General features: G+C 67.4%; 10 protein-coding genes and 2 pseudogenes. 7 read left to right on the top strand and 5 right to left on the bottom strand.

All coding sequences use genetic code 11. From position 1 onward, the window contains the following. Window positions 1-142: 142 nt before the first annotated feature. Window positions 143-748, bottom strand: a complete 606-nt coding sequence (locus ACZ5NJ_RS02975; protein WP_468762063.1) for a hypothetical protein — start codon at window positions 746-748, stop codon at window positions 143-145. A 103-nt stretch (window positions 749-851) separates the two neighbouring features. Between ACZ5NJ_RS02975 and ACZ5NJ_RS02970 the strand changes: the two genes are divergently transcribed. From ACZ5NJ_RS02970 to ACZ5NJ_RS02960, 3 genes and pseudogenes are all read left to right on the top strand, one after another. Then, on the top strand, window positions 852-1,559 hold the full coding sequence (locus ACZ5NJ_RS02970) for an aquaporin (RefSeq protein WP_468762062.1): 708 nt from the start codon (window positions 852-854) through the stop codon (window positions 1,557-1,559). Beyond that, window positions 1,525-2,408: pseudogene (locus ACZ5NJ_RS02965) on the top strand (ISL3 family transposase). Before ACZ5NJ_RS02970 ends, ACZ5NJ_RS02965 begins: the two are co-directional and overlap by 35 nt. 232 nt (window positions 2,409-2,640) lie before the next feature. Continuing rightward, on the top strand, window positions 2,641-3,096 hold the full coding sequence (locus tag ACZ5NJ_RS02960) for an ISL3 family transposase (protein ID WP_468762060.1): 456 nt from the start codon (window positions 2,641-2,643) through the stop codon (window positions 3,094-3,096). A gap of 9 nt (window positions 3,097-3,105) precedes the next feature. Here ACZ5NJ_RS02960 and ACZ5NJ_RS02955 read toward each other — a convergent pair whose 3' ends face one another. Then, entirely contained in the window at window positions 3,106-3,384 is a 279-nt protein-coding gene (locus ACZ5NJ_RS02955; RefSeq protein ID WP_468762058.1) for a hypothetical protein, read from the bottom strand. A gap of 327 nt (window positions 3,385-3,711) precedes the next feature. On the opposite strand from ACZ5NJ_RS02955, the gene ACZ5NJ_RS02950 reads away from it, so the two are divergent. The 4 genes and pseudogenes from ACZ5NJ_RS02950 to ACZ5NJ_RS02935 form a co-directional block, all read left to right on the top strand. Then, window positions 3,712-5,139, top strand: coding sequence for a chymotrypsin family serine protease (locus ACZ5NJ_RS02950; RefSeq protein ID WP_468762056.1), 1,428 nt, complete (start codon window positions 3,712-3,714; stop codon window positions 5,137-5,139). A gap of 17 nt (window positions 5,140-5,156) precedes the next feature. Continuing rightward, window positions 5,157-5,672 carry a hypothetical protein gene (locus ACZ5NJ_RS02945; RefSeq protein WP_468762054.1) on the top strand — a complete coding sequence of 172 codons (516 nt, stop codon included), beginning with the start codon at window positions 5,157-5,159 and terminating at the stop codon, window positions 5,670-5,672. A gap of 199 nt (window positions 5,673-5,871) precedes the next feature. Further along, entirely contained in the window at window positions 5,872-6,711 is an 840-nt protein-coding gene (locus ACZ5NJ_RS02940; RefSeq protein WP_468762052.1) for an IS5 family transposase, read from the top strand. 13 nt (window positions 6,712-6,724) lie between these two features. Then, a pseudogene (locus ACZ5NJ_RS02935) lies at window positions 6,725-6,904 on the top strand (transposase); the annotation flags it as partial. A 382-nt stretch (window positions 6,905-7,286) separates the two neighbouring features. Here the strand turns inward: ACZ5NJ_RS02935 and ACZ5NJ_RS02930 are convergent. The 3 genes from ACZ5NJ_RS02930 to ACZ5NJ_RS02920 all read right to left on the bottom strand — a co-directional run bounded on the left by ACZ5NJ_RS02930 (window position 7,287) and on the right by ACZ5NJ_RS02920 (window position 12,072). Then, entirely contained in the window at window positions 7,287-7,946 is a 660-nt protein-coding gene (locus ACZ5NJ_RS02930; protein WP_468762050.1) for a DUF4328 domain-containing protein, read from the bottom strand. 376 nt (window positions 7,947-8,322) lie between these two features. Then, window positions 8,323-9,759, bottom strand: a complete 1,437-nt coding sequence (locus ACZ5NJ_RS02925) for an FG-GAP-like repeat-containing protein (RefSeq protein ID WP_468762048.1) — start codon at window positions 9,757-9,759, stop codon at window positions 8,323-8,325. A gap of 312 nt (window positions 9,760-10,071) precedes the next feature. Further along, complete coding sequence (locus ACZ5NJ_RS02920) at window positions 10,072-12,072, bottom strand: FG-GAP-like repeat-containing protein (RefSeq protein ID WP_468762046.1); 2,001 nt, start codon at window positions 12,070-12,072, stop codon at window positions 10,072-10,074. Window positions 12,073-12,472: the final 400 nt, after the last annotated feature.

The following is a 12,472-nucleotide window of genomic DNA, read 5'->3' as shown; positions in this document are numbered from 1 at the left end:
GGTCCGCCTCCAAGGGGAGTCGTCGTGCACCGGAGCATGGCCCTGACCAGGGCGGCCTGTAGCCGAGTGAGTCCCCCGCTCTGCCAGGGGGAAGCCGGATCCGACTGTGCGTCGTCGCCCAAGGGCGTGGGGGGCGGTGGTGTCATGTTTCGTTCACCGCATCCGGGCACCTGTTCCGTGACACCCGCTCACAGTACGCAGTGATGGTGCCGATCTTCTGGCTTTGGTCGGAGAGTTGGTATTCACCGTCGGCGGTCTTGTAGTCGTACTGGGCAACGACCTTGATGCGAGCGAGGATTGCCCCGAGACGGTTGGTGAGCACCCCTCCGTACTCGCGCCGCGCACCCTTCTTCACGGGGTGCTCGCTGGTGACGATTTTGATGACTTTGGGGTCGCGAATGTTGTGCCGTCCGGAAAAATGCTGCCAACCGAAAATGCTGTTCCCTTCCCGGGTCGGGATGGCCTTTCCTTCACCGTCCGTGCTGACGAACCTGACGACGCTCCAGTGGCTGGCGCCTCCTGGTGCCGCAAAGGTTCGTGCGTGCGGCGTGGCGGCGGTTGCCAGGCCGGCGGCCTGGGCACGGTCCTCCCCGTACGCGACCGCGTACTCCGCATCAGACATCACGCTCAGATCTTCTTGTCCCCGCGGTAGGGTGCGCGAGGCCGCCGGCGGGGCAGCGGCAAGGGCCACCAGGAGCGTGGCTCCTGCAGTGGCAAGGGCCACGGTGGTACAGAACCGGACGATCAAGCAGGCCTCCTCGGGCGCACCCATGAGAGCGGAAGGTGCTGTCGCTCCCAAGGATGGAACAGCAGCGTCGGCTGGAACGGACCGAACGAGGAGGTTCACCCGAGTGAGCGCGGCGGCGCCGCTGATACGGCGGGCGACGGTCGAGGGCCTGGGGACGGCCGCGCTGGTCGCGGTGGTGGTCGGATCCGGGATCCAGGCCACCGAACTGACCCACGACGTCGGGGCGCAGCTGCTGGCCAACTCCCTGGCCACCGTCTTCGGCCTCGGCGTGCTCATCGCCTTCCTGGCCCCGGTGTCCGGAGCGCACTTCAACCCCGCGGTCACCCTGGCCGCCTGGTTCACCGGCCGACGCACCGGCGACGGCCCCGCCCTGTGCGACGTCGCCGCCTACCTGCCCGCCCAGGTCGCCGGGGCCGTCGGGGGCGTGGTGCTGGCCGACGCCATGTTCGGCAAGCCGCTGATTGCCCTCTCCACCCACGAGCGGTGGACCGGGCACCTATGGCTCGCGGAGGTGGTGGCCACGGCGGGACTGGTCTGGCTCGTCTTCGGTCTCGCCCGCGCCGGCCGCGCGCACCTGGCGCCCTCATGTCCGTTCCACCGAAGAAGGGTCTGGCCCAAGTTGTGTGGGCGACTACTCGTTGTAGTTGTTGATCTCTGCTTCAGGTGCTCCCAGGTCGCCCGGATTTCGCTCCTCGTATGGCTGGCGTGCTCGACATTCGGTCGCCGTGAGCAAAGATCCCTCTGCGGTCGAAGAGCTGTTGTTTCCCTCGAACACGATGGTCGCGATCACGTCCGTCGAGTCGGACGGTGAAGAGATACGCGTCGAGGCACGGGCAACCGCGAGCGGCGCTTGCTGTCCTGGTTGCGGAGGCTGGTCAGCTCAGGTCCACGGCTCTTACCAGCGTTTCCCCACAGACCTGGCCTGTGGTGGGCGGCCGTGCGTGCTGGTGCTGAAGGTCCGCCGGTTCCTCTGTGCGGCGCCGGCCTGTCCAAGGCGCACGTTCGTCGAGCAGGTACCGGGACTGACCAGGCGCCACGGTCGTACTACCGAGCGCCTGCGGTCCACGATGAGCAAGGTCGGGCTGGCGCTCGCCGGGCGGGCCGGTGCACGCCTCGCCACGCATCTGGGCATCGTGACCAGCCGCAATACGCTGCTGCGGCGGGTGATGGACCTGCCCGACCCGGCACCGACCGAGCCCCTCGCCGTCGGCGTGGACGACTTCGCCCTGCGCCGCGGCCATGTCTACGGCACCGTCGTGATCGACGCCGAGACCCACCGGGTTCTCGACCTGCTGCCCGAGCGCGATGCAGCCACCCTCGTCCCCTGGCTCGCGGCCCACCCGGAATCGAAGTCATCTGCCGCGACCGCGCCGGCGCCTACGCCGAAGCAGCCGACACCGCTGCGCCCCAAGCCCTCCAGGTCGCCGACCGGTTCCACCTCTGGCCGAACCTCGCTTCCGCCGTCGAGAAGACGGTGGCTGCCCACCGCTCCAACCTGCGTGACTTACCGCTTCCGGTCCCCGAGCTGGAACCCCTCTGGGAGACGCCGACCGGAGAAGTCACCGATCCGGACGATGAAGTGGACATCCCGTCAGGCAGTTCGCCGAGCGGGCCCGGATGCACGACGCTCTTGCCCACGAGCTCCTCGCCCAGGGCATGAGCCTGCGGGCCGTCGCACATCCTTTGGGATGGGGTCGACACACCGTGCAGCGATACGCTCGTGCAGCGTCCTGGCAGGACATGGTCAAGGGGCGGAAGCGGCAGCTTCCGAGCAAGCTCGATCCGTTCAAGCCCTACCTGGCCGCACGCTGGCCGAGACTGCTGGAAGGGTGCCTGTCCTCGCTCTCTTCCGGGAGATCACTGCCCGAGGCTTCCGCGGTCACTACACCATCGTGTGCGAGTGGATCCGCCGCGATCTACCTCAGCGGGAAGGCTTCACTCCCGCCCCGCCCCCGCCGTCAGTACGACGGGTAGCCGGCTGGATCACCCGACACCCGGCCACCCTGACCGAAGAGAAGAAGGTCCACCGCAAGGCGGTCCTCGACCGCATCCCGGAACTGGCCTGCGCCGCCGAACTGACGAGCTCGTTCGCGGAAATTCTCACCATGCTCGACGGCCTGCGCCTGCCCGAATGGATCACCGAGGCGGTGACCGCCGGCCTGCCTGGCATCAGCACCTTCGCGGCCGGGCTCGAAAGCGATTTCGATGCGGTCACCGCCGGACGCACCACCGACTGGAACTCCGGACCGGTCGAAGGCGCAGTCAACCGGATCAAAATGCTCAAACGGCAGATGTTCGGCCGCGCCGGCTTCGAACTCCTCCGCAAGCGCGTCCTGCTCTACTCCTGACAAGGCCGCTCAGGGCGCGTCGTCGATCAACCCGAAGCCCTCTGGAAACGCTTCCAGGAACTCGCGGCGACCTGGGTTGTTCTCGGCGACTGCCATCTCCCCGACCAGATCGATCAACTCCTGTCGCTGATCACTCGGCAGCGTGCTGACCACATGGCCCACACCCTCCATGACCTTGACCGCGTCGTCCTGGTCCATCTGCTCGTCCTCGCTACCGTCGATGAACCACAGGACATCGACCAGAGCCTCGGCCAAGGCACGAGTCAGTGACGGGTACGAGTACGTCATGAGGGCCTCCCGGCGGATCAACGACAGAGTCCGGCCATCCGACCACACACCACTGACATCACTGTCCGTGAGCCCCCAGAAGAAGTGGACCAGAGCCGGCCTCGGTGGGGTGCCAAGAGGCGTGCAGGTTGGCCCGGACGCCGGTGCGGAAGTGCCGCTCCAGCGCCTCGGCCAGGGCCTGGACACCGGGGTGGTTCTTCCGGCGACTGGGGGGCAAGACGTGGCCCGGATCAGTTGCTGCTCAACCATCTGCCGTCGCTTCTGGTGTGCAACGTTTCTGAGTGGTGCTCAGCTGTGAGGGAAAGCAGCTGACGGTGATTCGAACATATGACAGATTGGTGGGCGCGCGACCTGATCTTCATCCTCGAAGGAGCAGTTTTGCCCCGCAAGTTGACCACAGCCGTCATGACGGCGGCCATGATCACCGCCACACTGGCCGTTGCCCCCTTTGCCGTGGCTTCGTCACCGTCGAAGAACACGCCGGTGACTGCCGGGTCCCCGACCTCCTCCACCCTCGGCACGGTGGACAAGGCGACCCTTAAGCGGCAGGCCCAGCTGGACGCTCTCGCCGATCAGATCACCGGCACCAGCGGCACGGAGGCTGAACACGTCGGCGGCTACGGCGGAGTTGTGGTGCACCCGGAGACGGGTGAGCTTTCCCTGTATTGGAAGGGTGGTGTCCCGCAGAACGTCAAGGATGTCCAGGCGAGTGCCGCCGCCAAGGGTCTGAAGGTGACGGTCTCCCCGGCCGCGTACTCCGCGCAGGAGCTGGAGGCGGCCCGCGACGCCTTGAAGAAGGCCGTCAAGGGTAAGGACGCGGCTACGGAGCCGGCCGCAGCGTGGAATTCCATCGCGGTCCTTCCCGATGGCAGTGGCTTGTCCGTCACCTACAACTCGCCTACGTCGCAACCCGCTCCGTCCGCGAAGTTCGGGAAGTTCGGGAAGAGCACGACTCACCCGATCTCGGCGCAGCGGATCACCAGCGCGTCCGCGGTGGATGTTGCTGCCCGTGCGCAGACGCTGGCCGGTGTGCCGGTGCAGGCGGCCGCCGCCTCGGAGACGGAGGACACCAGCACTCGGTCCTCCGACGTCGCACCGTTCTGGGCCGGTGCGCATTTGGTCAACCCTGACGGCTCCTGGTGCACATCTGCCTTCGGCGGTACGTATACGGGCACGGGCAGCAATATCATCCTGACCGCGTCGCACTGCGGGACGTCTGGGGCGTTCACCACGCCCCAGGGTGTCAACGAGGGATACGCCGGGATCTCCAACACCGACTATGACACGACGTTCGTGAACGTGGGCAGCGCGGCTGGGAACCAGTTCTACGATGGGGCGTGGAACGACCCGACCGGGTTCCACAAGCACGTTGCGGGCTGGGGTCTCAACAAGGCCGGCGACTATGTGTGCACCTCGGGTTCAATGTCCGGTATCCACTGCAACCTCCTGGTGAAGTACGCCGGGGTGACGATGAACATCGGCGGCATCGACCGGTATAACGTCGTCCAGGCGATACGGACCGACACCAGCATGGCGGTGGCACGGGGTGACAGTGGTGGCCCGGTTGTCACCAGCGCGGACGGCACCTACGGAAACGACATGCAGGCCCGAGGCCTGATCAGTGGTTCCTGGGGTAGCACTGTGGGGTGCCCGGCCGGGAGTGTCGCCAACAGTGGGACCACATGCTATGAGGGTGTCGCCTTCATCGGTATGTCTGCCATTGTGAACAAGATGGGATTCAGCCTCAACACCTGACCTGACAGGGGAGCTTCGTGATACGGACCACCGCTCGCACCGCCGCCATCGTTCTGGCCGCGATGCTCCTCGTCGGGTGCGGTACCGGTCACAGTGGCTCCGCTCTCGCGCTGCCGACGCCCTCGCCCGGTGACACCGCAGGACAGATCATGTCCGTCACCGGCGAGGGGTTCACCATCTGCGGGGTCGGTCTGAGCATGCCCGGCACGTACAACGTGACGGTGTGCGGAGACCTGGCGAAGGCGCGCGCGGTGCTGGATACCCGCTTCCCCGGCCAGACGGCACCGGTCGCCTACAGGCCGGATGACGGCGGCGCGCACACCCCTCAGGAGCTCGTGCTGCAGTACTGGGTGAACCACACCAAGGGCGACGGGTTCATGATCAGTTCGACCCGCATCACGGGGACCGGGAAGATCGAGGTTGGGATAGACGGGGATCTGGCCAAGGCCCGCGCGGTCCTGGACCGGCAGTTCCCGGGGCGGACCGGAGTCCACGCAGAGCAGGCGTCCGACCCGCTGGTGTTCCACCCCTAATGGTGGTAGGGAGCCGTATCTCAACCGATCTTGGAACGTGCGGCCGTGACGGCCCGACCCCTGCCTTCGTGGCATCTGGGCGGGTGACGACGGCCGAGGGTCCGTTTCGACCCCTTCGCTCCTGTCTGCCCCCAATGCGCCCCCAACCACCTCAGTTTGCGCCCTGTGGACGTGAGACTGTCGCCGATACTACCGAAACATGCCCCGACAGCGGCCGTACCCGAGTGACCTGTCCGACGCCCGATTGGAGTTGATGGAGCCCGCCCTATCGGCCTGGCGGGCCGAGCGAAGAGGGAAAGGCCTGGACATAGGCCAGCCGCCCGAGCGCGACCTGCGGCGGATCATGGACGCAGTCCTCTACGTCGACCGCCCCGGGATCCCATGGCGCTACCTGCCGCACGACTTCGCGCCATGGGAGACGGTCTTCGGCTACTTCGCCGCCTGGCAGAAAGACGGCGTCTTCGACCAGCTCGACGGGCTCCTCCGCCGGCTGGTACGCAAGGCCGAGGGCCGCAACCCCGAGGCAAGCGCATGCATCCTGGACGCCCAGAGCGTCAAGATCTCCGCCCACGTGCCCGCAGCCAGCCAGGGCATCGACGCGGGCAAGAAGATCGCCGGCCGCAAACGCCACATCGGCGTCGACACTCCCGGCCTCCTCCTGGCCGTCTTCGTCACCGCGGCCAGCGTCTCCGACAACGCCAGCGGCATCCAGGTGCGCTCACAGATCGCGCCGGCCCACCCGCACGTCACCAAGGCCTGGGCCGACAACGGCTACCGCACCAAGCCCATCGAACACGGCGCCCGCCTCGGCATCGACGTCGAAGTCGTCCACCGCGACCTTGCTCGGAAAGGCTTCAAGGTCATCCTGCGCCGCTGGGTCGTGGAGAGGACGTTCGGCTGGTTCATGCACCCCCGACGCCTCGCCCGCGACTACGAAACCCACCCGTACCGCTCTGAGGCCATGATCAAGCTGGCGATGACAGACCTGACGAGCCGCCGCCTCACGCGGGAATCCACTCCGAACTGGAAAGACTCATAGTCGCCGGTCCACACTGTTGCGCGCGTCCACCGCCCGTGACGAACTGTTCGAGCTGACCGACGCGATGCTGTGCGCGGACGGGCCGGTGAGGACGCCGGTGGACTTAACGCTGCTGGCCGAGCACCGCTGCGGGCACGGCGCCCTGTATGCGGCCTTGAACCACGGCCGCATCGACGTTGCACTCCGGCGCCGAGATGGTCTCGTCCAGGTGACTCGCCGTGGTCACGCGACCTGTGACTGAGTGTCGTACCTGGCCAGTCTGGCCAGGTACGACGCCGCTAGTTGACCCCCAGCCGGGGTCCTGGGCGGGTCGGCAGGACGGGAGAGGATCAACACTGGCTCCGGCCCAGGTAGCCCGCTCCTTACTCGGGGTTGGGAGGCATGTCGCGGGCGTCTCGGACGCCTTCCGCCGAGCGCCGCGCCCTCCGGCTGAGGTCGCCCCCTGCATGCGTCCTCCGAGCTTTTCGATCCGGGCCACGCGGTCGGGTTCGGCCGCGCATAGTTGGCCGACTCTGCGGATGTGGTGTCGGGCCCCCCGCCGAGCCCGTTCCAGTGTGCTGGGCGCGGCAGTCACGTCATACCGAGGCATACGGGCCCTCGGTCGCCATCGTGTTCTGCATCGCCGTCAGCCTGCGGACGAAGAGGATGGCGAGTATGCCGGCGATCATGGTGATCAGGTCGGAGGCGATTCCGAGCAGTCCCGCCGAGAGCAGTTCGTCTACGGTCTCGGCCGTCATGTAGATCTTGCTGAAGACCCGGCCTGAGATCGCAGCCAGCACCCAGACCACCCACCATGACGTCAGCAGGCCGGCGGGCGCCGTGCGGTCGGAGCCGTCGGGGCCGCGCTGAGTGCTGGCACGCCAGGTCTGCCGCGCGATCCGGTGAGGCAGGAACAGATTCGCCACGGGGACGAACCAGGCACCTATGGCCCAGCCGCGGCCCAGGGTGAAGACGTCAGGGCGGAAGATGCCGCCGTTGCTCCGCACTCGGTGGAACCAGACGATGAAGACGACGACCGTGGGCAGCACCGTGAGGAACTGCAGGACGCCGGCAAGCATGGTGAGGGCGGGAGACAGGCCGAGTTCGAGGTCGTCGAAGCGGGTGCTCCCGGCGAATCCCTGCAACCAAGACTGCTCGTACACCCCCGCGCCAGCGGAGAAGAGGTGTGCTGCGGCCGCTGCGCCGAGCGACCAGGTCAGGGCTGTCGCAAGGCCCGTCGGGGAGCGCAGCACCACACCCTGAGGGACAGGCGGAGCCACATGGACAGGCCCGTGGGCGTAAGGATGGCCCTGATAGGGGACCTGATGCGGAGCTGGGCCCGTTTGAGGCAAAGGCTGTGGATGAGGCTGCGGAGGCGGCTGTGATCCGGGCGTGCTGAAGGACATGATGTTGGCCCCTCACGGGAGTTGATGACATGCGGATGGCTTCTGCCCGGGCGGGCGAGACCGCGGAGAAAATAGGCCGCCCCATGCCCGGAGGCCAGACGGATTCTGTTGGCCAGGGCGTACGGAGATCGGCGGTCCGGACCGCCGACGACTAGGGATCGGCCACCTCGGCCACAGTATTTCGTACTCTCGGCGGTGCCGTCGGACCGAGGTTGCGGGCAGTTGGTCAGTTGCTGTCGATGATGTCGCCTATGTGGGTCCATCCGTTCGGGCCGGTGGTGTCACCGCCGTTGAACAGGTAGGCGCTGAAGCCGCCGCGGTTTCCGGCGAGGAGGTAGTCGGCGTGGGTGTCGGCGTTGTAGTCGACGAGATGGACGCGGTTGTGGTCGGTGGTGACGCCCCCGGCGGTCTGTCCCAGCGCCTGCCAGCCTCCGTGGCGGTCTCCGCCGCGGTTCAGGTAGGTCTGGAGGGATCCGTTGGGGCTGATGGTCCAGTAGTCGGCTCTTCCGTCACCGTCGAAGTCGGCCAGGCGCACTCGGCTGCGGTCGGTGGTGGTGCCGCCGGCGACTTGGCCAAGGGGCATCCAGCCGTTGGCGCTGCTGTCGCCGCCGCGATTGAGCCACACGTTGACAGCGCCCGTGTCGGCGATGGTGAGGTAGTCGGTCTTCCCGTCGCCGTCCCAGTCCGCGAAGCGGACCTGATCCTGATTGGTCGTGGTCCCGCCGGCTGCCTTTCCGATGCCTTGCCAGCCTCCGCCGGTGTCGCCGCCGCGGTTGAGCCAGACGTTTACGGAGCCGTCGGGGCTGACGAGGATGTAGTCGGCCTTCCCGTCACCGTCGAAGTCGCAGAAGCGGACACGTGCGCGGTCTCTGGTGAGTCCCGCGGCGACCTGCCCGAGCGCCTTCCAACTGCCGCTGCCAGGGACCGGTTGGTTCAGCTGGACGTTGACGGCACCGCTGTCTTCGACGGTGAGGTGGTCGGGGCGGCCGTCGCCGTCGAAGTCGGCCCACCGGTCGGGTCCTCTGCCGCCGGCCTCAGTCCCGGCCCGGGGGACGGGCCGGCGCACGGTCCAGCCGTCGGATACGGCCCGTTCGATGCCGTCCTGGAAGACCGAGGCCATTTTCGGGTAGCCCTGGTCGTTGGGGTGCAGGCCGTCGGGCATTTCCGCTGGCACGCTCAGGCGTGGGGGCTCGACGTAGGTGAAGTGCTGTCCGGAGGCGCGTCGGGGTGCCTCTTCCGCCTGGATGATGGTGTTGAAGGCCCTTACCTGGTCTTCGTATCCGGTGGTGTCGGGGAGCAGGCCCTGGACGATGACGGTGATGCCGGGGCGGTCGGCCTGGATGCGGTCGATGAGGCGGGACAGCTTGTGCGCGGAGGTGGGGCCGTCGCCGAAGTGCTGGTTGAGGTCGTTGATGCCCAGGTGGACGAGGACCACATCCGGCTCGGCCGCGGCCAGCCACCCGTCGATCTTGCTGTCCACCTGGCCGACGGTCCAGCCGTTGTGGCCCTCGTGGTCGGGGTCGCCGACCTGGCCGGAGGAGTTGGAACCGACGAAGTCGGGTGTGTACCGGGACTGCTTGGCAAGCTGGTCCCACAGGGTTGTCCGATAGCCACTCTCGTGCGAGCTGTGGGCGCCCTGCGTGATCGAGTCACCCAGCGGCATGATCTTGAGTAGGGGCGGTGTCGGCTGTGGAGCCGCCGTCGCGGGAGCGGCACCGAGAGCCATCGCGGCAGTTGTCGTGAGTACGGCGAGGGTGAACGAGCTGAGTGACGTGAGGCGTTTCATCATGTCCTGGGTGTCGGTAACGGTTGGCTGCCGGGCCGGCCTCTTCGGCTGGCGCCCGGGCAGCTGAAGGCAGGGCGTGGCGGAAGCAGACGATCCGTCCGCCCGGTCTCATGAGGGGGCCGGGCGGACGGATAGCAGAGCCAGGCGTACGAAGCCGGGTCAGCCGTAGGTGCCGATGTCGCGGCGGGGTCAGACGCCGCCGGCGACCATGCCGATGTTGGTCCAGCCGTTGCCGCCGGGCACGTCGCCGCCGTTCCAGCCGTAGACGGTGGCGCTGCCGTTGGCGCCGCCGAGGATGTAGTCGGCGTGGGTGTCGGCGTTGAAGTCGACGAACTGGACCTTGGTGTGGTCGGTGGTGACGCCGCCGGCGATCTGACCGATCGTCTTCCAGCCGTTGGCGGCGACGTCGCCCCCGCGGTTGAGGTACAGATCGACAGCGCCGCTCGGCTTGATCACGTGGTAGTCGGCCTTGCCGTCTCCGTCGTTGTCGGCGAGGCGTACGCGGCTGCGATCGTTGGTGACGCCGCCGGCGACCTGGCCGAGAGCGGGCCAGCCGTTGCCGGACTGGTCACCGCCGCGGTTGAGGTAGACCGAGAACGCGCCGGCGTCGTTGAAGACGATGTAGTCGCAGCGGCCGTCGCCGTCCCAGTCCGCGAAGCGGATCTTGGTGGCGTCCTTCGTCAGGCCGGCGGCGACCTTGCCCAGGGCTTTCCAGCCGCCGGCGGGGTCGCCGCCCTGGTTGAGGAACACATCGAGGGAGCCGTCGGTGTTGATGACGATGTAGTCGGCCTTGCCGTCGCCGTCGAAGTCGGCGAAGCGGACTCGGCTGCGGTCATTGGTCATGCCGGCGGCGACCTTTCCGAGGGGCTGCCAGCCGTTGGCTCCGGCCGGGTCGCCGCCGTGGTTGAGGTAGACGGAGATCTCGCCGTTGTCGGCGATGGTGATGTAGTCCGGCTTGCGGTCGCCGTCGAAGTCGGCCCAGCGGATGCGGTCGCTGCCGCCGGCCTCGCTGGCCGCCGCTGACCGGCGTGAGGTCAGCGAGCCGATCCACTGGCCCAGGTCGTCGACCCGGGTGCCGTACGCACCGGTCTTGGTCTCACTGCTGTCGAGGCAGCTGCCTTGCCAGGAGCGGCTTCCGACGGCAACGACCGCGGGTTTGCCGTTCTCGCTCCGCACCGCCGGGGCGCCGGCATCGCCCTTGCAGACGGTGGCATCCACAGGAGACTTGGCGCTCAGGTCGATGCCGGTGGCGGCGACAGTCCCAATGGAGAAGGCAGCGGTGTGGATCTTACTGGGCGCCCACTGGGCCTGGGTGCGGCCGAAACCGGCGACGGTCAGCTCCTGACCAGCCGCTGGCACGGTCGTGGATACGGCGGCAGGCGTGGTGCCGAAGGCGGGCTTGTCCAGCCGGGCCATCACCAGGTCCCGGTCCTCGCGTGGCACGAGCTCGACGATGTCCGAAGTGTGGCCGCCGGATGTCGCCAGGTCGGTCCGGCCGACAGTGACGGTCGTCTTCTCCTTCGGTGCCCCTGCCGCGACGGTGTTGTTCTCGACGGGATTAGCGGCGAAGCAGCTCTTCGCCGCGAGCACCCAGCGCGGGTCCACCAGCGTCGCGGTGCAGAACCGCTTGTTGTCCCCGATCGTCAGCTTGCCCGTGAACGCATACGTTTGGTCACCAGAGGGCTGAACGGGAGCGGTCGCAGATCCGGTCACCCGCATCTCCAGCAGCGTGGCCTGTTGCGGATCCGTCGGGTTGGACTCGCCGAACCCCTTGGAGGTGCCCCTCGGCACGCTCAGGCTGGACGTCTGACTGTTGATCGTGACCTGGGCGCTCAGGTCACGCCCCATGGTCTCGATGCGGAAGGCACGGGGGACATTGACCGCCAGGTAGCCGGTGTTCGCGGCCTTGAAGCAAATCCGAGAGTCCTCGCTCTTGAGGTTCCGCGCCCACACCATGATCTGGTACGGGCCGGAGCAGGAGGTGAGAGTGATATTGCCGTCTCCCGCGATCAGATCGGCCCCAGTGGTGGCGAGCGCGGCGGAACGGAACGGGTACGCGCCGTCTTCGACAGCGAACGCCGCGCTGGCATTGGCCGGCGTTACCGGCTCGGCGTACGCCAGCGGAGCCCCTGAACTGATGGCGACGGCGGCGATGAGGGTGGCTACGGGCAGTCGTCTGAGAATACGCACGAGGTGTTCAGGCCTTCCAGGCAACCCTCGATGAAGGAATCACGAGGCTGGGTTCGATGGAAACGACCGCGCCGCGACATTGCGGAGGGCCGTGATCGCCTGGGGGCTGACCGCACAGTAACCCCTCGAACACGCGACCTGTACCTGGGTTGTCACGAATCGATCCGCCTGAGCACTGAAGGCGACGGTTTTCGGCCCTGTTGCACGCATCGTTCGAGGGACCGCCTCGCATGCCAGAATGCAGAAAATTACCGGGTTGCCGGCTGCAATGGGCTTGTGGCATTGCGGACCAGCGGTCCCCGCCGAAGCACCAAACCGGCCGTTTCGAACAAGAGGCCACCAGCAAGCCTCCTGAGCAACCACCACTTGATTGAGATCACTCAAGTCGCGATCAACCGTA

The sequence above is a fragment of the Streptomyces sp. NPDC032091 genome, assembly GCF_055580265.1.
This window is presented reverse-complemented; position numbering and strand designations above follow the sequence as displayed.

Bases quoted from the DNA above. Each gene is read 5' to 3' on its own strand.
- ACZ5NJ_RS02955 (WP_468762058.1), bottom strand. From the start codon at position 3,384: ATGACGTACTCGTACCCGTCACTGACTCGTGCCTTGGCCGAGGCTCTG.
- ACZ5NJ_RS02950 (WP_468762056.1), top strand. From the start codon at position 3,712: ATGACAGATTGGTGGGCGCGCGACCTGATCTTCATCCTCGAAGGAGCA.
- ACZ5NJ_RS02940 (WP_468762052.1), top strand. From the start codon at position 5,872: ATGCCCCGACAGCGGCCGTACCCGAGTGACCTGTCCGACGCCCGATTG.
- ACZ5NJ_RS02925 (WP_468762048.1), bottom strand. From the start codon at position 9,759: ATGCCGCTGGGTGACTCGATCACGCAGGGCGCCCACAGCTCGCACGAG.